Raw genomic sequence first — 21,665 nt, forward strand, 5'->3', positions numbered from 1 at the left:
TCCCCGCAGGTGCCCCCGGCACCAGACGCCCTCTCTGCCGCACTCCGGTGCGACCCGGCCCGCCAGGCCCCGCCCGCACCGCACGACCCGCAGCCGCGCCGCCCCGTACGGCGGCTGCCGCCCACCCGGACGACTCACGAGGAGCGAATCAATGAGCGACGTGTACGAGCGTTTCACCAGCCTGCTGAGCGGCTTCGGCATCCAGGACAGCGAAGTGGAGCCCGACCACACCTTCAGCCAACTGGAGTTCGACTCGCTGGCACTGGTCGAGCTCACCCTCGCCGCCCAGGACGAGTTCGGTGTGCAGATCGGCGACGACGAGGTCAACCCCGAGGACACCATTGCGCAGGTGGCCAAGGTGATCGAGACCAAACTGGTGGCGGCCTGATGCCCTTCACGCACCGTTTCCAAGCCGCGATCACGGGCATCGGCATGGTGACCGCCGGAGGCGTCGGCACGCAGCCCACCTGGGACCTCGTCCGGCAGGGCGAGGCCACCGCGGCGCGGCGGTTGCCGGAACTCAAGGGGCTGCCAGTCGACTTCGGCTGTGCGGTGCCGGCCTTCGACGCCGGTGCGCTGCTGGGCCGGCGCAAGGCGTGGCGGCTCGACCGGGCCAGCCAGCTCGCCCTGGTCGCGGCGGCGGAGGCGGTCGCCGATAGCGGTCTGGACCCCGCCGCGTGGGACGGCACCAGGGTGGGCGTCGTGCTGGGGTGCGGCTTCGGCGGCGCGGCGACCCTGGAGCGGCAGCACAATGTGCTGCGCGACCGCGGGCCCGAGAAGGTCTCCCCGATGCTCGTCCCGATGCACGTGCTCAACATGGCCGCCGGCTACGTGGCGATGGAGTACGGCGCCCGTGGCCCCAACCTCGTCACCGCCACTGCCTGCGCGTCCGGCACCACCGCGATCGGCACCGCACGGGAACTGCTGCGGTCCGGCCGCTGCGACGTGGTGCTCACCGGCGGCACCGAGGCCCCTCTCACCCCCCTGATCAGCGCCGGGTTCAACCAGATGGGTGCGCTGTCCGGCCGTTCCGACGAGATCGAGGCATCCTCCCGCCCCTTCGACGCGGACCGGGACGGTTTCGTCCTCGGCGAGGGCGCGACCGTCCTGGTGCTGGAGAGCGCCGCGCGGGCGCGCCGCCGCGGCGCCTTCGTCCACGCACACGTCAGCGGCTACGGGGCGTCCGCCGACGCTCACCACGCCACGGCGCCCGAGCCGAACGGCGCCGGCGCGGAACTCGCCCTGCGTGAGGCGCTCGCGGACGCCGGTCTGGCCCCGGAGGACGTCGACCACGTCAACGCGCACGGCACCTCCACCGCGCTGAACGACGCCATGGAGGCGCGGCTGATCCGGCGCGTCCTCGGCGACCGCCCGTGCGTGACGTCTGTCAAGGGTGCGCTGGGCCACACCATCGGCGCGGCCGGTGCCGTCGAGGCAGCGGTCACCGCGCTGGCACTGCAGTACGCGGTGGTGCCCCCGACCGCCAACCTGGAGGCGCAGGACCCGGAGATCGACCTCGACGTGGTGGCCAAGGCCGCGCGCGAGACCGAGATCGAGGCCGCCGTGAGTACCTCGTTCGGTTTCGGCGGGCACAACGCGGTCCTGCTCCTCACCCGCGCGTGACGCCGCACCCGCCCGCGCGGCGTCCCCGGGTGGAGACCAGTGCCCTGACAGCCCCGTCTCAGCGGTCTGTCAGGAGCGGCTGCGAGGGTGACTGCTAGGGGGTGTTTCGAAAGTCCCGCACAGCACCCACGGCGCCCGGCACGCACTCTCGCCGCACCGGCCGAAACCCGAAGTACGTCCAGTACGAGGGCTTTCGTCCGGCACGCCGAGAGCACGCACCGGACACCGCGGGCACCGCACAGGACTTTCGAAACACCCCCTAGAGCACGACGGACAGCCACTCGGAAGACCGAGATATCCCCCGGGACGAATCCGCGACGCCAGCAACGTCCCGGAAAAACGGCCGGGAAACGCCCTCGCGCCCTTTCCCGCTTATCGCCCGCCGTGCCGCAATTCCTAGGAATTCCGAGTCAAGGAGGGGCATGACCACCATAGAGAAATCGATCACCCAACATATCGTCGACATCATGCTGGACGGCGACGCTGAGGGCCTCGACAGCAGAACACCGCTCATGGAGCTCAACATTGTCGACTCTGCAGGAATTTTCGACCTGGTGCACTTCCTGCAGAGCGAATTCCGTATCGCCGTTCCGCTGCCCGAGGTCTCGCCGGAGAACTTTGCCACGGTGAACTCGATCGCGGCCCTCGTCGAGCGCCTGCGCGCATCGGAAGGCGGTGTCCGATGACCGCGGACGCCGCAGCCCGGAGCGCCGGCGCGACCGTGCAGGACGAGGTGCTGCGCATCGTCGCGGCCCGTACCCTCTACGACCCCGCTCAGCTCAGCCTCGACAGCGACCTGGAAGGGGAGTTGGGCATCGACTCCATCATCCTGGAGTCGATCCTGGGCATGCTCGGCGAGTACTTCGCCCTGGACGACCTGCTGCCGATGGGCATGACGACCATCCGGGAGCTGGTGGCCGCGGTCGAGGCGGCCGTGGGCGAGCGGCCCGAACCGCCGGAGGCGCAGGCGCAGGCCGCCGACGACGAGTGGGACAGCCGCTCGATGAAGGACTTCCTGGAGATCCGCGACTCGGACCTGTTCGCCAAGGCCCGCGCGTTCGGCGCCTACCGGCGCCGCCGCGAGCAGGACCGGCTCTACTGGTACGGGATGCCGATGCGGTCGCGCTCCGCCAACCGCATGCGGATCTACGACGAGGCGGAGGGCCGCGAGCGCGACTTCCTGATGTTCGCCTCGAACAACTACCTCGGCCTCGCGGGCCATCCGAAGGTCGTCGACGCGATCTGCGACGCCACCCGCACGTACGGCGCCACCCACACCGGTTCGCGGATCATCGGCGGCACCAACGAACTGCACAAGGAACTGGAGCGCCGGCTCGCCGCGTTCAAGAAGCGCCCCGCGTGCGCGGTCTTCCCCGGCGGCTACTCCGCCAACCTGGGCGTGATCTCCGGCCTGGTTCGTGCCGACGACGCCCTGATCATCGACAAGCTCAACCACATGAGCATCGTGGACGGCTGCAAGCTGTCCGGCGGCGTACGGAAGATCTTCCAGCACAACGACATGGCCGACCTGGAACGGGTGCTCAAGCACTGTGAGGGCCGGACCCTCGGCAAACTCATCGTCGTCGACGGCGTGTTCAGCATGCACGGCGACATCTGCAACCTGCCGGACATCGTCGCGCTCGCCAGGACCTACGGTGCGCGCGTGCTGGTGGACGACGCGCACGCCACCGGTGTCCTGGGCGCGACCGGTACCGGCACCGCCGAGCACTTCGGGCTCAAGGGCCAGGTCGACCTCGAACTGGGCACCATGAGCAAGACGCTGGCCGGCATGGGCGGGTTCGTGGTCGGGGACGAGGAGGTCATCGAGTACCTCCGCTTCTACGCCAACTCCTACGTCTTCGCCGCCAACATCCCGCCCGGTGTCGCCGCCGGCCTCATCGCCTCCCTGGAAGTGATGGAGAGCGAGCCGGAGCGGCTCACCCGCCTGTGGGAGAACATCCGCACTCTGCGCGACCTGCTGACCGGCGCCGGGTTCGATCTGGAGCACACCGAGAGCGCCATCCTGCCCATCGTGGTCGGCGACGACCGCAAGGCCATGGAGATGGGCCGTGCGGTGCGCCGCCGGGGACTCTTCTGCCAGACCGTGGTCTTCCCCGGGGTTTCGCTCGGCGACGCCCGGCTGCGCGTCAGCGTCACCAGCGAGCACACCCCCGAGGACCTCCAGGAGGCCGCGGGGATCTTCATCGAGGCGGGCCGCGAGACCGGCGTCATCCCGGCGCCGGACGCAGCGGTGCCGGCATGACGGGAGGCCCAGCGATGGCGACGTCCGTGCACGCAGTCGGCACCGCGCCGGCGCCACCCGTGCCCCGGGAGGACGGGCCCGGCCCGTTGATCGGACTGCCGAGGCCATCGGCCGCGCAGGCCAGCCGCCTGGCACTGGTCGGTTCCGTCCCGATGACCTATGGCGAACTGTCGGACCGGGCCGACGCGATTGCAGCCGGCCTGGCCGCCCTCGGCGCCCGGCCGGGCGACCGCGTTGCGGTCTGGATGGACAAGCAGCACCACTACGTCGAGGCCGTGCTGGGTGCTCTGCGGGCCCGCTGCGCCTATGTGCCGCTCGACGGCGGCCAGCCCGTCGGCCGGGTCGCTACCATCGTCGGGGATGCCGAGCCACTGGTGCTGTTCACCGACGTCCGGCACCTGCCCGCGCTCGCCGGGACCGCCCTGCCGGCTTCCCTGAAGGGCGTGGTGGTGGTCGGGGAAGTCCCGGCCGACGCCCGCCGCCCAGCGGGAACACCGGTCCGCACCCTCGCCGAATTCACCGCTTCCGGCGCTCCGTCCGCCGCATCCGGCACCGCAGGTGACGGCGTCGACGAGGGCGCCGACGACGGCGCCCTCGCGGCGATCCTCTACACCTCCGGCTCCACAGGCGTGCCGAAGGGCGTGAAGATCTCGCACCGCAACCTGGCCAACTTCATCGGCTGGGTCCGCGGCGAACTCGACGTCGGCCCGGACGACGTGTTCGCCAACCATGCGTCGTTCAACTTCGACCTGAGCACCTTCGACCTGTTCACCGCGTTCTCGGTGGGCGCCGCGGTGTGGATCGTGGAGGATGCGCAGGCGCGGGACGTGACAGCCCTGGCCGAAGGGATCCACGAGCACGGCGTCACCGTCTGGTACTCGGTGCCGTCGATCCTGACCCTGCTGACACGCGCCGGGGTGCTGACCGACGAGGTGTGCCGGTCGCTGCGCTATGTGCTGTTCGCCGGGGAGCCGTTCCCTGTACCGCACCTGCGCCTGCTCACGGAGCGGCTGCCCGAGCAGACGACGCTGTACAACCTCTACGGTCCGACCGAGACCAACGTCTGCACCTATCACCGGGTGCGCCCGCAGGACCTGGCCGACGACGGGCCCCTCCCGATAGGCGGCCCGATCACCGGCGCCCGGCTGAAGGTGGTCGACGAGGACGGGACGGAGCTCACCGGCCCGGGCGCCCGCGGCGAACTGGTCGTCGAGGGCGACTGCGTGACGCCCGGGTACTGGCGGCGGGAGTTTGAGCCGATGGCCGAACAACACCGCGCGGGCCGTCACCCGACCGGGGACCTGGTCGCCGTCGAGGAGGCCGGCCTGGTCTACCGCGGACGCAAGGACCGGATGGTGAAGATCAACGGCTACCGGGTCGAACTCGGCGAGGTCGAGGCAGCCGCCCTGCGCCACCCCGACCTGGCCGACACGGCGGCGCTGGTGGCCGGGGAGGGCTCCAAGGCCCGCCTGGTGCTCTTCTACACGCTGCGACCCGGGGCAAAGCGGCCGAACACGGTGGCCCTCAAACGGCACTGCGCGGGCCACGTACCGCACTACATGGTCCCGCAGACGATGACCTGCGTGCCGGAGCTGCCGCGCAACGCCAACGGTAAGACCGACTACCGGCGGCTGGCCGAACGGGAGGACCGCGCCTAGGGCCTGTCTGGAGTGGTGATCCGGGCTCGCGAGGCGTGGCACGCACGTTCGCCGCGTTGCCGGAATGCCCTGGCAGCTCCTCCCCCCACTCTCGACTTCGCTCGAGCGGGGGGGGGACCCCGTCGAGGACGTTCCGGCGCCTTGCGATCGCACGCACCACGCCCCGCTCCCTCATCCAGATCACAACTCCAGACAGGCCCTGGCGCGGTGACCGGGCAGGACTTCGCCAGGGCCGGGCACAGTGCCGCAGTCCCGGCGCACGTCCCGCCCCGCCCGGCCCGCCGGCCCGTCGCACCCGCCCAATTCCGCCACCCCGCACCCGGGCCCCGCCCCGGCCAACGAGAGGATGACCTCGACGTGCCCGTCACCCCGCCCGATCCGGTCCGGCGCCCGCCCCGGCCGCCCGCCGCGTGGTTCCCCGGCACGTCCGCCGGTACCGCGGACCGGCCCCGGCTGGTCTGCTTCTCCTACGCCGGCGGCACACCGTCGACCTTCCACGACTGGCCCGCCCTGCTCGACGGCACGGCACACGTGGTGTCGGTGCTGCTGCCCGGTCGCGGACTGCGCCTGAACGAAGCCCCGTACACCGAACTGGCACCGCTCGCAGACGACTTGGCGACGGCGCTGGCTGACCACGGACTGACAGGCGACTGCGTGTTCTTCGGGCACAGCATGGGCGCGCTGCTCGCCTACGAGGTCGCCTGCGTGCTGCGTGACCGCGGCCTGCCAGAGCCGCTCCACCTGGTTGTCTCCGGGAGCAGGGCACCGTCCTTGTACAGCGACCGGACCGACCACACCCGTGACGACGAGGACCTGCTGCGGGTGCTGCGCGAACTCGGCGGCCTCGGGCCGTACGACGGCACCAGCGTGCACGTGCAGCGGCGGCTGCCGGCGCTGCGCGCCGACCTGCGATGCTGCGAGCTGTACCGGTGGCGGCCGCGTACACCCCTGAGCTGTCCGGTGACCGCCGTGTCCGGAACCGACGACCCCATCGCCACCGAGGAACAGGTCGACGCGTGGGACCGGTACACCGTGGGGGAGTTCACCCGACTCCACCTGCCCGGCGACCACTTCTTCATCAACGGGGAGTCCCGGACTCCCCTGCTGCGCCACGTGCGCTCCCTGTGCGCACGGCTTCGCGGAACCCCTGCCTTCCGGAGGAACGCCTCATGACATCAGCCACCCAGCGGCCCGCCCCGGCCGGGGCGCCGGCGGCGCCCTCGTCGCCCGGACCGTTCCGCACCCTGCTCACCGCGCTGCGCAGTCGGCAGATCCGCGCACTGATGTCCCTGTCCCGCGCATTCGTTGCGCCCGTCAACCGCTCGGCGTTCCTCACCGGCGCCGCCAGCAGCGGGCTGCTGCGCGAACTGGCGGCGCAGCCCGCCGATCTGGCCTCGCTCGCGCGCCGGCTGGGCCTGGAGGACGAGGCCGATCGGTTGCGGGTGTGGCTCGACATTGGCGTCAAGCTTGGTGACCTGAGCTGCCGTCAGGAGAAGTACGCGCTGCGCTCCCGCCATGCCAAGGCACTCGCCGACCCGGGCAACGACGCCGTCGTGGGAGCCCTTGAGGAGGTGACACGGTTCCACTTCACCGTGCTGCGGGACGCGCCGGACATGCTGCGAGGCCGACGCCGCTACAGCCTCGGCGACCAGGACGGGACCGTCATCGCGCGCTCGTCGATGATCGTCAAGCCGTTCGTCGAGGCCGCCGTCGACCGGGTACTGACCAGGCAGGGCCAGGTGCGGCTGCTGGAGATCGGCTGTGGCAGCGGCCTGTACGTCCGCCACGCGGCTCGGCGCAACCCGCAACTGACCGGCGTCGCCGTGGACTTGCAGCCGGAGGTTGCTGCGCTCGCCGCCCGCAACCTCGCCGACTGGGGCTTGTCCGAGCGGGTGGAGACCCGGGCCGGGGACGCCCTGAAGATCGGCTTCGACGAGACGTTCGACCTGGTCACCATGCACCAGAACATCTACTACTTCCCCGTCGCCGAGCGGGTCGAGGCGCTGCGAGCGGTGCGGTCCCTGGTGGCCCCCGGCGGCCGTTTGCTCATCACCTCCTCCTGCCAGGGCGGCAGCGCCAGCCTGGAGGCGCTCAACCTATGGCTGACGTACGCCGACTTCGGCGGCCCGCTACCCGAGGAGAACGCGCTGGTCGAGCAGATGGCGCAGGCCGGTTTCAGCGAAGCGCGGTCTTTCCGGGTCGTGCCCGGCGAGCAGTTCATCGCCTTCACCGGTGTCAACGGCCGTGCGAGTTGAGGGCCGCCGGGGAGGCCCGGACCCGCATCCGGTACGGAACTGCCCGGACATGGCTGCGAACCCCGCTGCCGCCTGGATTCCTGCGCGCAACCGGTCGGCGTTCCTCGACCCCGCCCGCCCGTGGACCGTCCGGCACCTGGGGGACGGTCTGACCGTCGCCGCGGTGTCCATCGCCTGGCTGGCCGGCCTGGGCGACGCCGGTCAGGCCGCGCTCGCCCGGCGCCACCTGGCCGCTGACGACCAGCGGTTCCGGGCCGGGCTGCGGATCCGCAAACGGCGCGTGGAGTGGCTGGCCGGCCGGCTGGCCGTCGCCTATGCGGTCGGTGCGCACGAAAGGCGCCTGGGCCTTGAGGCCACACCGGTTCCCGATGTCCGCGTCCGGCGGGTCGCCGACGGCCCGCGTGCCGGGAAGCCCTACCTGGACCAGCCGTTCGAGATCGGGATCAGCCACGCAGGCGACTTCGCCGTCGCCGCGTGCGGGCCGCATCCGCTCGGCATCGACCTCGAACCCGTCAGGGAGTTGTCCCCGTATCTCAACGACCTGCTGGCCGTGCCCGCCGCCCGACGCGGCGACGCGGCGGGGCGCCGACTCGGCACCATGCCGCCGGCCCTGCGCTGGGCGTGCCGGGAGGCCGTGCTCAAGTACTACGGCGTGGGGTTGCGGCTGGGCGGTGTGCGCCAGGTCGAACTGACCGGCTGGCATCCCGGAGGCCGCTTCGGCTGGCGGGCAGGAGCCGTACTGCGCGACCACTGCGCCGTGTCCGCGGCCCCCCCGCCACGGCACTCCTTGGCCCAGGTGATCGACGGTTACACGATGGCGGTGGTGTGGAGATGAACGCACAGCAGAAGTCCGACCGCACGGTGGACGGGGCGGTACCGGACCACGCCGGGTTCCCCGCCGCCTTGGACGAGGCGACCGCGATCGCGGCCCTCAGCCCCTCGTCGCACAACTGCCAGCCGTGGGGGCTGGCCCGGCTCACCTCCGGCGCCGCGTGCCGCGCCGCGGCCCGCCACTTCGGTTCCGCCCCGGGCGGCGACGACGCGGGCAGCGAGTATCTGGCGCTGGGCCTGGACGGCGACCGATCCCTCGGTGCGCTGCCCGCCCACGAGGTGGAGATGTTCGTCAGCTGCGGTGCCTACTGGCAGACGCTGCTGCGGGCGCTGGACAGCCTGGGATGGAGCGTCCACCGGCTCGACCTGCCCGCCGCCACCGGGCGGGAGGTTCTCGGCGCGGGGTGGCCGGCGGGCTGGATGCTGCTGGCCCTGGTCGAGTTGCGGCGCACCGGGCGGCCCGACGGCACCCTCGACGGGCTGCGGGCCGTGGCGCGGGCCCGGCGCACGAACCGGGCGCCCTACACGCCGCGCGCGGTGGCCTCCGACATGCTGGCCGGCCTGGAACGTCCCGTCGCCGGTGCGGTGCCCACCGCGGACATCGACGTGCGCCATCTGACGGGGCCGGACCTGCGGCGCTTCGCGCGGTTGGTGTCGCGGTACGCCGGACTGGACTTCAGTCACGGCCCCGCGTGGCGGGAAACGTACAGCTACATCAGGCGCGACGACACCGAGGCCGCCGAACTGGGCACAGGCTTCACGCTTCCGCAGCTGTTCGGGCGGATGTCCGCCGTGCGGCAACTGCTGCTGCGGTGCGCGCTGGCCCCGGCGACGCTGCGGATCTTGCGCTTCGGCGGCTACCACCGGGTGCTGGCAGACCGATTGGCCGCTGTGGTGCGCCGGTCGGCGGCCATCTCGGTCCTGGCCTGGGACACCCCGGCCCCGGACCGGGCGGAGATGGTGCGCGGCGGCGCGCGGCTCGCCGACTACTGGCTGCGCGCCACCCGGTACGGTCTGGCGCTGCACCCGGTGAGCGTGGTGATCGAGCACGACGGCCCGCGCCACGTGGTGGAGGACGTGTTCGGGCTTCCGGGGCGCGTGTTCTTCGTCAGCCGGCTCGGCCACCCGGCTACCGCCTTCCCGCCGTCGCCTCGGCGCCCGGTCGCCAGCACCTTGCGTGAGCTGTGACGGGCCGTCCCCGGGCTCCCGCACCCCTGCTGCTTCCTTGCCCCGTCCCTCCTGTCTGCCGGAGTCGACGCCGCTTCCCATGACGTTGGCGCACCGGGTGTCGCGGCGGTTGAGCGACGTGTGGCGGGACGATCCCCTACCTGCGGCCGGACGGCAAGACGCAGGTGACGGTCGAGCACGACGGGGACAGGGCCGTGCGGTCGGACACGGTGGTCGGGAGTGCCGGACCGGCTCGTGCCGGCGGTTTCAGCCGAGGCCGCCGCCGACCCCACCGGCGTCGGCGTGCGTCGCCGCCGCGTTGCGGCTGCCCGGCCCGTCTCGAAGGTCATGCCACCGGAGCGGGACCCCGATCGGGGTCCCGCTCCGGTGGCATGACAGGGAGGACGGTTCCCGCCGAAGGCCCACCCGATGCCGGGTGGCAGCACGGCGGCGGTCCGGCGGCGTCTCAGCCCGCGTTGGGGCCGACTGGCACCGGTCCGCCGGGAGTCGGCGCGGCGGGCTCCTCCCCGTGGTGCAGTCCGACCTTCCGGTAGACCCGCCGCAGCGGCCCGGGCGCCCACCAGTTGGTGTCACCGATGATCCGCATGAGAGCCGGGGCCAGCAGACCGCGGATGACCAGCGCGTCCATCAGGATCGCCAGCGCCGTGCCCAGACCGAGGATCTTCACCGGCACGAAGCTCGCGCCGACCAGGGCGAGGAAGAACAGCGCCATGAGCCCGGCGGCGGCGCTGATCAGCCGTCCGGTGCTGCCCAGGCCCACGGCCACCGCGTCGGTGTTGTCACGGGTGCGGTCGTATTCCTCGCGGATCCGGGACAGCAGGAAGACCTCGTAGTCCATCGACAGGCCGAAGATGATGCAGAACATCAGGATCGGCGTGGTGACGTCGGTCTGCCCGGTGACGGTGAAGTCGCCGACGAGCCACTTGAGGTGGCCGTCCTGGAAGATGAAGACCATCGCGCCGAAAGTCGGCGTGAGGCTCAGCAGATTGAGCACCATCGCCTGGATCGGCATCACCAAACTGCCGGTGAACAGGAACAGCAGCACGAACGTCAGCACCGCGATGATGCCGATCGCCCACGGCAAAGACCCGTACAGGCTGTGCAGGGTGTCGCTGAACTGCGCTGCCAGGCCGGTGACCTTGCGGTCGGTACCCGGCGGGGGCGTCACCGCACGGACGTCGGACACCATCGTCCTGCCCTGGGAGGAGTACGCCTCGGTGCGGGTGCTCAGCGCCAGCCATGCCCCGTCCTTGCCGGTGAACTCCTGCTGCCCCGCCGGCGTGCCGTCGGCTACTCGGCGGCCGTCCTGGTAGGTGCCCGTCGAGGTGTTCACCGCGTCGATTCCCGTGACCTTGGACAGCTTCTGCGCGTACGCCCCCAGGTCCTGCGTGCTCGGCGTGCGGCCCTGCAGCACGACGCTCAGGTCCTGTCCGGCAAGCGAGGGGTACTGCGTGCGGATGGTCTGACCGACCACCGCCGCGTCGGCCTTCTTCGACATCGCGCGGTCGTCCGGCAGGCCGTAGGAGCCATGGAAGAACGGTGCCACCAGCACGGCCAGGGCCGCCACCACGACGATCAGCACCGGCCAGGGGCGGCGCATCACACCGCTGGCCAGCCGGTGCCAGAAGGTGTGCTCCACCGGGGCGGCGGAGTCTCCGGCGCGGCGGCGGAACCTGCGCGACAGGCTGAACTTGTCGATCCGGTCACCGAGCAGTGCGAGCAGCATCGGCAGGACCACCAGGGCGCCCAGGAGGGCGAAGATCACCACGCCCATGCCGGCGTAGGCGAACGAGCGCAGGTAGTACAGCCGGAAGACCAGCAGCGAGCACAGCGAGAGCAGCACCGTCATCGAGGAGAACAGCACGGTGCGGCCGGAGGTGACCATGGCGATCCGCAGGGCCGCGGAATTCTCGTGCCCGGCTGCGCGTTCCTCGCGGTAACGGCTGACGATGAACAGCGAGTAGTCGATGGCCAAGCCGAGACCGAGCGCGGTCGTGAGGTCGGTGGCGAAGATCGACACGGGGGTGAACTGCGCGATCACCTCCAGCAGGGCCAGGGAGCCCATGATGGACACGCCGGCCACGGCGAGCGGCAGCAGCGCGGCCATGCCCGAGCCGAAGACCAGGATCAGCAGGATGAGGGTGATCGGCACGACGATGCCCTCGGAGGTGTCGAGGTCCTTCTCCAGCGTCGCCGACGCCTGCCGGTTCGCTTCCAGCAGGCCGCCGGACCTGACGTGCAGGATGCCCTGGGTGCCGGTGAGGTCGGGGACGATCCGCTTGGCGGTCTCGGCCGCGGTGTCGTCGCCGCCGGTGAGCCAGGCGGTGATCAGCGCCGATTTGCCGTCCTGGGCGCGCAGGGCCTTGGGGCGCTCGTCGGACCAGTAGGAGGTGACCGAGGCGACGCCCTTCTCGGCCGCCAGTTTGCGGGTCAGTTCCTTTCCGGCGGAGACGGCCTGTGGGTCGTCGACCGATCCAGGGGGAGTGGCGAGGAGGATGAAGTTCGGGTCGCCGGTGTGGAACTGGTCGCGTAAGGCGGCGTCAGCGGCCGACGACTGCGAGTGCGGGTCGTCGAAGCCGCCCGGGGAGAGCGACTTGGTCACCGGAGCGGCGATGGCGGTCAGGAGCGCGAGGGCCACCACGGAGAGGACGAGGACAAGACGTCGCCGGTTGAACGCGAGCGACGCCAGACGGGAGAGCATGGGAACCCCCAGTGCGGCAGTCCGGGGCAGCGTGTGGGCCTCCCCGGGAAACGGATCGGACACGACCGTCGGGCCCCGGACTCTGGCCCGTCGCGTCGGCGGCGGGTGTCCGGGCATGACACATGAGGCCGCGGGTTGCCGTTCCGACGTGGTCGCCCGCGGGCACGCGGGAATTCGTGGCGTGACCGCGGGTTCGTCATGTCGGGATGACTTTCGCGCGGCGCCGGGCTAACTTGGTCGTATGACTAACTTAGACGATCGACCAAGCCCTTCGCTACGGGGAAACCAGAGGCGGCAGCAGTTCATCGACGCCGGGCTCGAACTTCTTGCCGAAGGAGGCTGGCCGGCGGTCACCACCCGGTCCGTCGCGGAGCGTGCCGGGGCCAACCTGGGACTCATCCACTACTACTGGGGCAGCATCCAGAACCTGAAGGGGGCCATCGCTGCCCGGGTCGGGGAACTGATCTTCGGCCCGCCCACGGAGCGCCTCATGGCTGCCGAGTGCCTGGAGGACGTGGTGGCCATGCTGCCCGAGGTCCTGGCACAGCCCACGGACGGCACCACCGCCCGGCTGACCGTCGAGCTGATCGCGGGAGCCGTCCGTGAACCGGCCCTCGGCGACGTGCTGCGCCAGAGTCTCGCTCAGGCCCGTGGCGAGCTGGGGCACTGGCTCGCCGAGCACGCGCCCGGCGCGTCTCCCGGCACGGCGACCCTGCTCATGGCGCTCTTCGACGGGCTGCTGATGCACCGCATGCTCGACCCCGAGCTCAACACGGACGAAGCGGTGGCCGCACTCGCAGGCTTCACCGCCCACCTGTCCGGCTCGGCCGCCGCTCCGGACGGCGAGACGGCCGCCGACGGTGGCGACGGACCGCGACCCGACGGGAATCCGTCGTGAGCGCCCACGAGGACGCCCGGGACCGCCGCGATGCCTGCGCCGGCAAGGCCGACGAGAAGCCGAGCTGGCTGTTCGGCAGTGGTGCCACCACCGCCGAGAAGGTATTGGTCTACACCGCCTCGGTCGTCGGGTGCACCGCATTCGCGGTCGCCAACCGGAGCCGAGACTGGGGCTGGGGGCAGTGGCTGTTCGGGTTGTTGCTGGTCTGGGACGTGGTGGGCGGTGTCGTCGCCAACGGCCTCGACCCGGTCAAGCGCTTCTACCACTCCCCGCTGACCTTCAGCGTGGGCTGGGTACGGCGCTTCCTGCACCACCCTGTGGGCTTCGCCGCCGGGCACATCCATCCGATCGTGGTTGCCCTGGTCTTCACCGGCTCGCCCTGGTGGTGGGGGCCGCTGTGGTACCTGTGGTGCCTGGGCGGGGTGGCCTGCGTGGAGTACCTGTCCCCGCGGATACAGCTCCCGGTGGCGCTGACCGTGGTGGCCTGCGGGGTGATGATTGCCCCGATGACGCACTCCCCGCAGGGCATGTCCTGGTTCCCCGCGATCATGCTGCTCAAGCTGGTCCTCGCGCACGGGGTGCCGGACCGCGCGCTGATCTCCGCATGAGACACCGCCCGCTCCCGCATCCGCGCGGGCGGCCCGGCGCCCCGCACCGCCCGACACCGCCACGCCGCTGGTCCTCCCGCGTTCCGCACCCGGCGCTCTGCGGCGTTCACGTCTCCTGATCGCTGTGTCAGCGGGCTTTCAGCGTCCGACCAGCCAGCGGTCAGCGGTCGGTCAGCCCGCCTCGTGAGACTCGGTCGTGTACTCGCCGTCGGGCTCCCCGGCCGGCGCCGCCTGTGCCGTGCGCCGGACGCGTTCGAGACGCACGGTCTGCCGTCCAACCGGGCATCAGGGGTCAGGAGGACCACCTTGGAATCGCAGTCCCCGACAGCCGAAATGCCGCACCGCGACGCTATCGTGCGGCTCGGCGAGACGAGCGCCGGACAGGCCGACCTGCTCGGCGGCAAGGCCTTGCGGCTCGGCGAGATGATCGACGCGGGCCTCCCCGTGCCGCCGGCGTTCTGCGTGACGACCGACCTGTTCCGCCGCTTCCTGGAGGAGACGGGCCTGTCGGCCAGGATCGCCGGCGCCGAGCGCCGCATCGTCCGCGAACTCATCACGTCCACCCCCGTACCCGACGCGATCGCCGAGGCGATCCGCGGCGCCTACCGCGACCTGGGCAGCCCCTGTGTCGCGGTCCGGTCGTCGGCGAGCAGCGAGGACTCGGCCGCGCAGTCGTTTGCCGGCCAGCACGACACCCTGCTGAACCTGACTGGTGAGCAAGCCGTGCTGGAGGCCGTACGCGCCTGCTGGGCGTCGCTGTGGTCGGACCGGGCCGGCTACTACCGGGACGGCGGTGAGGGGGACACCGCGCTGCCCGGGTTGATGGCCGTGGTGGTCCAGGAGATGGTGCAGCCCGACGTCAGCGGCGTGCTGTTCACCGTCGACCCGGTCGGCGGCCGGCCCAACCGGCTGGTCGTCGAGTCCTGCTACGGACTCGGCGAGGGCCTGGTGTCCGGTCGTGTCACCAGCGACTTCTTCGTCGTGGACGCCTCGACACTGGACGTGGTCGAACAACTCGTCAACTTCAAGGTCACTCGATACCAGGCCGCCGGACCGGGCCGCGTCGACCTGGTCAAGGTCCCCACGGATCTGCGCAACCTCCCGAGCCTGACCAGCGACCAGTTGCGCGAACTGGCCGACACCGCACTGCGAGTGCGCAAGCACTACGAATCCGAGCAGGACATCGAATGGGCCATCCGGGACGGCGAGCTGTACCTGCTGCAGACCCGGCCGATCACCACCAATCCCACGGGCACCGCGCCGGCGAGCCCCTACACCACCGAGCAGCCCGATGATGTCCGGCAGGGCACCCTGTGGTCGCGCATGGATATCGGCGAGATCTTCGTCGGCCTGATGACCCCGCTCGGTTTGAGTTTCGCCCGCCACCACCAGGAGTTCACCCACGGAGCCTGCATGCAGGCGTGCGGTGTCCGCGACCTGGGCGACTGGACCCGGTACATGGGCTACCTGCAGGGCCACGTCTACCTCAACGTCTCCTACACCGCGCACCTGCTCGCGCAGAACCCGCCCACCAAGAACCAGGACGACTTCACCAACCGCTTCGTCAGCGAGGACGCCGACACCACCGGCTACGTCAACCCGTTCGGCGACTACCCCGGCGGCCTGCAGTCCTTGCGCTCCGCGCTCTTCTGGATCCGCACCACCATCCGCGAACTGCGCACCATGAAACGGCGTGCGGAGGTGATGACCGACGCGCGGCTGCGCGAGTTCGAGCGCACCCGGGATCTCGACGTGACCCGGCTCACCCTGCGCGAACTCGGCTTCGAACTGGAGCGGTACATCGTCAACTACCACGAGATGCACGTCGGTTACCTGCCGTACTACATGAACGCCTTCGGCGCGTACGAGCTGATGACCGAACTGTGCGCCAAGTGGCTTGGCGAGGACGGCACCAACCTGCAGAACCGGCTGAAGATGGATATGTCGGGACTGCGGACCGTGATGTCCGCGCAGGAGATCCACGGGCTCGCCCAGGCCGCCAAGCGCCTGCCGCAGGCCCGCCGGATCATCGAGGAGACCCCGCTGGCCGAGGTATCCGAGGTCCTGCGGGCCGACCCGGAGGGCCGCCGCTTCTGGAATCAGAGCATGGAGCCGTTCCTGCTCATCAACGGCGTCCGCGGCAGCCAGGAGATGGAACTGACCCGGCCGCGCTGGGCCGACGACCAGTCGTACATCTTCCAGATGATCCGCCGCTACTTGGCCGACGACGTCGCCACGGACGGCATCCTGCAGTTCGTCGACCGCAAGCACACCAGCGAGGAGACCACGCGGCTGCTGTCCGGGCTGCCCCGCTCCAAGCGCGCCGTGCTGGAGCGCGTCATCCGCCTCTACGTCACGTGCAGTGAGCTGCGCGAGGTCGCCCGCATGGCGATGACCACGTCGCTGTGGCAGATGCGCAAGATCATCTATGAGACCGGCCGCCGGCTCCAGGAGCAGGGCCTGCTGCACTCCGTCGACGAGGTCGCCTACCTGGAGTTCCAGGACATCCGCCGCTACCTGCGCGGCGACGCGTCCGCCCGCGAGGCGTTCAGCCGCGAGCGGATCGACGAGGCCCAGCGCGTCCACGAGTACCGCAAGCGGGTTCCGGAGCCGCCCATGACCTTCGTCGGTGAGTACGACATCACCCGCGACCTGAAGGTCACCGCGGACGACAGCGGCCTGAACGGGCTCGGCACCAGCCCGGGCCAGATCGTCGGCCGCGCGCGGATCATCGAGGACCTGGTGTGGCAGGCCGACGAGTTCCAGGTCGGCGAGATCCTCGTGACGCGCTACACCGACGCCTCATGGACCCCGCTGTTCGCGATGGCCGGCGGCGTCGTCACCGACATCGGCTCGATGCTCTCGCACAGCTCGATCGTGGCTCGGGAGTTCGGGGTCCCGTCGGTGGTCAACACCAAGAACGCCACCCAGCGGATCGTCACCGGTGACCTGATCCGCGTGGACGGCGACACCGGAGTCGTCGAGATCCTCGAGACCTCCGCCTGACCGTCCGGAACGGGCGCCGGCGCGCCGCACGGCCTCGCAGCCGGTGCGGACGGCGCCGGCGTACCGCAGCCCCGCGGTCAGCCGCCCCGCCCCTCGCCAGTCGTACGACGCCGGCCGCCCGAACCCGCCGCACGCATCCACGCCACGTCCTGGCGTCCCGATAGGAGACAAGTGTGACCAACGAATACGACGTCATCGTGATCGGCGGCGGCCCCGCTGGCGCGACGGCCGCCGGCCTGCTGGCCCGGTCCGGCCGGCGGGTCCTGGTGCTGGAGCGGGAGAAGTTTCCCCGCTACCACGTCGGAGAGTCCCTGGTGCCCGGTGTGATGCCGGTCCTGGAGGAACTGGGCGCCCGCGCGAAGATCGAGAGCGGCCCGTTCCTGCGCAAGTACGGCACCACCCTGCGCTGGGGCGCCGAACGCGAGCCGTGGACCATCCACTTCGGCGAGGCGGGCCCCTGGGACTACGCCTTCGAGGTCAAGCGGGCCGAGTTCGACAACGTCCTGCTGCAGCACGCCCGCGAACTCGGCGCCCTGGTCATGGAGGAGGCGCACGTCTCCGAGGCGATCTTCGAGGACGGCCGCTGCGTCGGCGTCCAGTACGCGATCGGCAAGCGCGGCAGCAAGGTCGAGGCCCGCGCCCCGTACGTCATCGACGCCTCCGGGCAGGGCCGTGTCGTCTCCCGTCAGGCCGGCAACCTCGACTGGCACGAGGACCTGCGCAACATCGCTGTCTGGACGTACTACCAGGGCGGCACGCAGCTCATCGGCCCCAACCGCGGCAACATCCTCACCGAGTACCACGAGGACGGCTGGGTGTGGGTCATCCCCTTCCACGACGGCACCCGCAGCGTCGGCTTCGTCGGCCCGAACGACATGTACACCGCGTCCGGGCTGAGCCCCGAGGAGTACTTCACGCAGAAACTCGCGGTCTCCGCAGAGGCCAAGCGGCTGCTGAAGGGCGCCGAGCGGATCGCGGACTACCGCGTCATCAAGGACTGGTCGTGCACCGCCGACCGGTTCAGCGGCCCCGGCTACCTCGTCGTCGGCGACGCGGCCGCGTTCGTCGACCCGCTGTTCTCCACCGGCGTGATGCTCGCCATGAAGAGCGCCTCGGCCGCCGCCCGGGCCATTGACGCGATGCTGCGCGAACCGGACCGCGAGGACACCCTCATGGCCCAGTTCGAGAAGAGCTACCGGGACTTCTTCGACACCGTGATCTCCTTCGTCCGCTACTTCTACGACGCGCGCAGGCAGCGCACCGAGTACTGGAGCCGCGCGCAGGACCTGATCGACCCGGTCAAGGAACTGGAGCAGCGCGCGGACTTCATCCGCCTCATCTCCGGCCTGGCCGGCGGCCTGACAGTCATGGAGTACGACGAGTCCGCGCCGGACTCGGCCCGCAGCAGGTCGGCGGCCGCCACCTCCTGACGGCTCACCTGCCGCCCCGCCGCCCTCGCCCCGGAGCGCCGACGTCGATGCCCGGCCGGCGCTCCGGTCACCCCGGCAGGGGCGGGTGTCCCCCGCGCCCGCCCCCGCCAACCCGTGTGCCATCCGATCCCGCGACCGGTCAGGCGCGCGCCGCCCGGCCCGGGGACCCCTGCAGCCTCCCACGGAGCAGACCATGAAGGACAGACCCGGGCCGGCCCCCGGCCCCGCACCCACCCTGACCACGGCGAAGATCGTCTTTCTCGTGGTCGCCGCGGTCGCGCCCATGGCCGCCGTCGTCGGCACGGTCCCGTTGGCGTTCGCCCTCGGCACCGGCTCCGGCGTCCCCGCCGCGTACGCGCTGGCCGGTGTCGTCCTGCTGTGCTTTGCCGCCGGATACGCGGCGATGGGTCGCCACATCGTCAGCACCGGCGGTTTCTACGCCTACCTCCGGCACGGCCTGGGCCGCGTCCCGGCAGTCTGCGGCGCCTTCGTCGCGGCCCTGGCCTACAACGCGTTCACCTGCGGGCTCATCGGCGCCTGCGCGTACTTCACTCGGCTTGCTCTGCAGGACCTGGCACACATCACGGTGCCCTGGCCCCTGCTGGCCGCCGTCGTCCTGCTGCTCGTCGCGCTCCTGGGCCGCCGGCAGATCGACCTGTCCGCGCGGATGCTCGCCCTGCTGCTGGGCGCCGAGATGGCCGTCCTGGCCGTGCTCGACGTCGCCATCACCGCCCACAAGGGCGCGAGTGCCTTCCCTGCCACGTCGTTCTCCCCGCACACCGCCACCCACGGCGCGCTCGGCGTCACCCTGATGTTCGCCTTCATCTCCTTCCTCGGTTTCGAGTCCGCCGCCCTGTACGGTGAGGAGGCGCGGGACCCGAAACGCTCGGTGCCGCGCGCGGTGTACGCCTCGGTGGTGCTCATCGCCGTCTTCTACGGCCTCACCAGCTGGATCGCGGTCGGTGGCATCGGGCCGGACCACCTGCGGGAGCGGTCGGGTACCGAACTGGGCAGCCTCTTTTTCAGCCTGAACACCCAGTACGTCGCCCAGTGGGTCACCAAGGTGATGGAAGTCGCGATGTGCACCAGCCTGTTCGCGTCGACCCTGTCCGTGCACAACGCGTGCAGCCGCTACATGTACGCTCTGGGCCGCGACCGCGTGCTGCCCGTCGCACTCGGCACGCCGCATCGCAGGACGGCGGCGCCCTCCGCGGCCAGCCTGCTGCAGGTGCTCCTCGACGCGGTGGTGGTCGCCGCCTTCGCCGCCGCCGGCCTGCACCCCTACCTCAACCTGGCCACGAGCATGCTGGGCCTGGGCACCGTCGGCATCATCGCCCTGCAGGCCGCGGCCGCGCTGTCGATCGTCGTGTACTTCCGGCGGCACCGGGCGATCGGCCATTGGTGGACAGGGCTGGTGGCGCCGCTGCTCGGCGCGGCCGGGCTGCTGGCCGCCCTGGTGCTGGTCCTGCGCAACTTCACCACGCTCAGCGGCACGAGTTCCGCGGTCGTGCATGCCCTGCCCTGGTTGCTCCTGGTCGCCGTGGCCGCCGGAGCCTGGCGGGCCGCGTGGATGCGGTCGCGCGCGGTCACCGCCTACGACCGGTTGGCCGCCACCGACGCCGCCGGGGAACGGAACGCCGCCATGGAGCCGGCCAGGCCTGCGGCGGGCGCCCTGGACGGCCTGTCCGCCTGACCGCCCCAACGCCTGCCCCGGAGACTGCGCCCTGCGATCGGTGACACGGGCGGGATCCTGAAGGACGACTGGACGACTGGACGACTGGACGACTGGACGACCGTGGACACCGTGCAGGACGGCTGCCTCCAGGGCCTGTCTGGAAGCCAGGACCGCAGCTCCAGACAGGCCCTGGCATCGAGGCGCCCGGCTTTCCCGGCACGGTCGGCAGCTGTACGGCCGGGTGAGCGGTGGGGCCGCACGGGCGAGGGGGCGTCCGGCGTGTGCCGGGCGCCCCCTCGCCGTACGGGAGACCGCCGGACGCTAGAGCTTCTCGATCACGTAGTCGATGCACTTCGTCAGCGCCTCGATGTCCGACGGCTCGATCGCCGGGAACATCGCGACGCGCAGCTGGTTGCGGCCGAGCTTGCGGTACGGCTCGGTGTCGACGATGCCGTTGGCGCGCAGGACCTTGGCGACGGCGGCCGCGTCGACCTCGTCGGAGAAGTCGATCGTGCCGATGACCTGCGAGCGCTTGGCCGGGTCGGCGACGAACGGGGTCGCGAACTTGACGTCCTCGGCCCAGCCGTAGAGCGTCCGCGAGGACGTGGCCGTGCGGCGGACCGACCAGTCGAGGCCGCCCTGGCCGTTGAGCCACTCCAACTGCTCGTTGAGCAGGAACAGGGTGGCGAGGGCCGGGGTGTTGTACGTCTGGTTCTTGCGGGAGTTGTCGATCGCCGTGGGAAGGCTGAAGAACTCCGGGACGTGACGGCCCGACGCGTGGACGCGCTCGGCGCGCTCGATCGCGGCCGGGGAGAAGACACCGAGCCACAGGCCGCCGTCGGAGGCGAAGGACTTCTGCGGGGCGAAGTAGTACACGTCCGTCTCGGCGATGTCCACCGGGAGGCCGCCGGCACCGGAGGTGGCGTCCACGAGGACCAGGGAGCCCTGGTCGGCGCCCGCGACCCGCCTGATCGGCATCGCGACACCGGTCGAGGTCTCGTTGTGCGTGAAGGCGTACACGTCGACGCCCTCCTCGGCCTCCGGCTCGGGGTGCGTGCCGGGGTCGGCGGCGATGACGGTGGGCTCGGCCAGCCACGGGGCGAGCTTCGCGGCCTTCGCGAACTTCGACGAGAACTCGCCGAAGCTGAGGTGCTGCGACTTGTTCTCGATCAGGCCGTGGGTCGCGATGTCCCAGAACGCGGTGGAACCGCCGTTGCCGAGGATGACCTCGTAGCCGTCGGGGAGCTGGAAGAGCTCGCGGATACCCTCGCGCACCTTGCCGACCAGATTCTTGACCGGGGCCTGGCGGTGGGACGTACCGAGCAGGGAAGTACCCGTGGCGGCGAGGGCGTCCAGCGCCTCGACCCGCACCTTGGAGGGACCCGCGCCGAAACGACCATCCGCGGGCTTGATGTCAGCAGGGATCTGGATATCAGCCACGGGGGGAGCGTAGCCGGTGGAGGAAACCTGGGCGAAACGGGGTCCGTCGGATGAGACGGGGTGTCGCACCGTGGCCGAGCGGGACACCC

The 21,665-nt window shown here is 71.1% G+C and carries 16 protein-coding genes and 1 pseudogene; 15 read left to right on the forward strand and 2 right to left on the reverse strand.

Annotated elements, in window-relative coordinates; genetic code table 11:
- Window positions 1-151: 151 nt before the first annotated feature.
- From ACFSL4_RS20375 to ACFSL4_RS20420, 10 genes and pseudogenes are all read left to right on the forward strand, one after another.
- Window positions 152-388 (forward strand): acyl carrier protein, encoded by a 237-nt coding sequence (locus ACFSL4_RS20375; RefSeq protein ID WP_381084652.1) that lies wholly within the window; start codon window positions 152-154, stop codon window positions 386-388.
- Window positions 388-1,623, forward strand: a complete 1,236-nt coding sequence (locus tag ACFSL4_RS20380; RefSeq protein WP_381084655.1) for a beta-ketoacyl-[acyl-carrier-protein] synthase family protein — start codon at window positions 388-390, stop codon at window positions 1,621-1,623. Before ACFSL4_RS20375 ends, ACFSL4_RS20380 begins: the two co-directional genes overlap by 1 nt.
- Window positions 1,624-2,045: 422 nt before the next feature.
- Window positions 2,046-2,309 carry an acyl carrier protein gene (locus ACFSL4_RS20385; protein ID WP_381084658.1) on the forward strand — a complete coding sequence of 88 codons (264 nt, stop codon included), beginning with the start codon at window positions 2,046-2,048 and terminating at the stop codon, window positions 2,307-2,309.
- Window positions 2,306-3,886, forward strand: a complete 1,581-nt coding sequence (locus ACFSL4_RS20390) for an aminotransferase class I/II-fold pyridoxal phosphate-dependent enzyme (RefSeq protein WP_381084660.1) — start codon at window positions 2,306-2,308, stop codon at window positions 3,884-3,886. The genes ACFSL4_RS20385 and ACFSL4_RS20390 overlap by 4 nt, the downstream gene beginning before the upstream one ends.
- Window positions 3,887-3,900: 14 nt before the next feature.
- On the forward strand, window positions 3,901-5,544 hold the full coding sequence (locus ACFSL4_RS20395) for an amino acid adenylation domain-containing protein (RefSeq protein WP_381084663.1): 1,644 nt from the start codon (window positions 3,901-3,903) through the stop codon (window positions 5,542-5,544).
- 357 nt (window positions 5,545-5,901) lie between these two features.
- A complete protein-coding gene (locus ACFSL4_RS20400) occupies window positions 5,902-6,717 on the forward strand; it encodes a thioesterase II family protein (RefSeq protein ID WP_381084666.1) in 816 nt (271 codons plus the stop codon).
- Window positions 6,714-7,799, forward strand: a complete 1,086-nt coding sequence (locus ACFSL4_RS20405) for an SAM-dependent methyltransferase (protein WP_381084669.1) — start codon at window positions 6,714-6,716, stop codon at window positions 7,797-7,799. Before ACFSL4_RS20400 ends, ACFSL4_RS20405 begins: the two co-directional genes overlap by 4 nt.
- Before the next feature lie 49 nt (window positions 7,800-7,848).
- Window positions 7,849-8,634, forward strand: a complete 786-nt coding sequence (locus tag ACFSL4_RS20410) for a 4'-phosphopantetheinyl transferase family protein (protein ID WP_381084672.1) — start codon at window positions 7,849-7,851, stop codon at window positions 8,632-8,634.
- Entirely contained in the window at window positions 8,631-9,818 is a 1,188-nt protein-coding gene (locus ACFSL4_RS20415) for a RedV protein (protein ID WP_381084674.1), read from the forward strand. The genes ACFSL4_RS20410 and ACFSL4_RS20415 overlap by 4 nt, the downstream gene beginning before the upstream one ends.
- Before the next feature lie 58 nt (window positions 9,819-9,876).
- Window positions 9,877-10,042: pseudogene (locus tag ACFSL4_RS20420) on the forward strand (methionine adenosyltransferase); the annotation flags it as partial.
- Window positions 10,043-10,263: 221 nt separating this feature from the next.
- Here the strand turns inward: ACFSL4_RS20420 and ACFSL4_RS20425 are convergent.
- Complete coding sequence (locus ACFSL4_RS20425) at window positions 10,264-12,519, reverse strand: MMPL family transporter (protein WP_381084677.1); 2,256 nt, start codon at window positions 12,517-12,519, stop codon at window positions 10,264-10,266.
- Window positions 12,520-12,760: 241 nt separating this feature from the next.
- On the opposite strand from ACFSL4_RS20425, the gene ACFSL4_RS20430 reads away from it, so the two are divergent.
- The 5 genes from ACFSL4_RS20430 to ACFSL4_RS20450 all read left to right on the forward strand — a co-directional run bounded on the left by ACFSL4_RS20430 (window position 12,761) and on the right by ACFSL4_RS20450 (window position 20,154).
- On the forward strand, window positions 12,761-13,417 hold the full coding sequence (locus ACFSL4_RS20430; protein WP_381084679.1) for a TetR/AcrR family transcriptional regulator: 657 nt from the start codon (window positions 12,761-12,763) through the stop codon (window positions 13,415-13,417).
- Window positions 13,414-14,025 carry a hypothetical protein gene (locus ACFSL4_RS20435; RefSeq protein ID WP_381084682.1) on the forward strand — a complete coding sequence of 204 codons (612 nt, stop codon included), beginning with the start codon at window positions 13,414-13,416 and terminating at the stop codon, window positions 14,023-14,025. The genes ACFSL4_RS20430 and ACFSL4_RS20435 overlap by 4 nt, the downstream gene beginning before the upstream one ends.
- A gap of 306 nt (window positions 14,026-14,331) precedes the next feature.
- Window positions 14,332-17,031 carry an undecylprodigiosin ligase RedH gene (redH, locus tag ACFSL4_RS20440; protein WP_381084685.1) on the forward strand — a complete coding sequence of 900 codons (2,700 nt, stop codon included), beginning with the start codon at window positions 14,332-14,334 and terminating at the stop codon, window positions 17,029-17,031.
- Window positions 17,032-17,204: 173 nt separating this feature from the next.
- Complete coding sequence (locus ACFSL4_RS20445; RefSeq protein WP_381084688.1) at window positions 17,205-18,461, forward strand: NAD(P)/FAD-dependent oxidoreductase; 1,257 nt, start codon at window positions 17,205-17,207, stop codon at window positions 18,459-18,461.
- 193 nt (window positions 18,462-18,654) lie between these two features.
- Entirely contained in the window at window positions 18,655-20,154 is a 1,500-nt protein-coding gene (locus ACFSL4_RS20450; RefSeq protein WP_381084691.1) for an APC family permease, read from the forward strand.
- Window positions 20,155-20,457: 303 nt separating this feature from the next.
- On the opposite strand, the gene serC is transcribed toward ACFSL4_RS20450, so the two are convergent.
- A complete protein-coding gene (serC, locus tag ACFSL4_RS20455) occupies window positions 20,458-21,576 on the reverse strand; it encodes a phosphoserine transaminase (RefSeq protein WP_381084694.1) in 1,119 nt (372 codons plus the stop codon).
- Between the last annotated feature and the right edge of the window lie 89 nt (window positions 21,577-21,665).

This window comes from Streptomyces caeni, assembly GCF_042678285.1.
GTDB lineage: Bacteria > Actinomycetota > Actinomycetes > Streptomycetales > Streptomycetaceae > Streptomyces > Streptomyces caeni.

Bases quoted from the DNA above. Each gene is read 5' to 3' on its own strand.
- ACFSL4_RS20390 (WP_381084660.1), top strand. From the start codon at position 2,306: ATGACCGCGGACGCCGCAGCCCGGAGCGCCGGCGCGACCGTGCAGGAC.
- ACFSL4_RS20395 (WP_381084663.1), top strand. From the start codon at position 3,901: ATGGCGACGTCCGTGCACGCAGTCGGCACCGCGCCGGCGCCACCCGTG.
- ACFSL4_RS20415 (WP_381084674.1), top strand. From the start codon at position 8,631: ATGAACGCACAGCAGAAGTCCGACCGCACGGTGGACGGGGCGGTACCG.
- ACFSL4_RS20450 (WP_381084691.1), top strand. From the start codon at position 18,655: ATGAAGGACAGACCCGGGCCGGCCCCCGGCCCCGCACCCACCCTGACC.
- ACFSL4_RS20380 (WP_381084655.1), top strand. From the start codon at position 388: ATGCCCTTCACGCACCGTTTCCAAGCCGCGATCACGGGCATCGGCATG.
- ACFSL4_RS20425 (WP_381084677.1), bottom strand. From the start codon at position 12,519: ATGCTCTCCCGTCTGGCGTCGCTCGCGTTCAACCGGCGACGTCTTGTC.
- ACFSL4_RS20385 (WP_381084658.1), top strand. From the start codon at position 2,046: ATGACCACCATAGAGAAATCGATCACCCAACATATCGTCGACATCATG.
- ACFSL4_RS20410 (WP_381084672.1), top strand. From the start codon at position 7,849: ATGGCTGCGAACCCCGCTGCCGCCTGGATTCCTGCGCGCAACCGGTCG.
- ACFSL4_RS20430 (WP_381084679.1), top strand. From the start codon at position 12,761: ATGACTAACTTAGACGATCGACCAAGCCCTTCGCTACGGGGAAACCAG.
- ACFSL4_RS20375 (WP_381084652.1), top strand. From the start codon at position 152: ATGAGCGACGTGTACGAGCGTTTCACCAGCCTGCTGAGCGGCTTCGGC.
- ACFSL4_RS20405 (WP_381084669.1), top strand. From the start codon at position 6,714: ATGACATCAGCCACCCAGCGGCCCGCCCCGGCCGGGGCGCCGGCGGCG.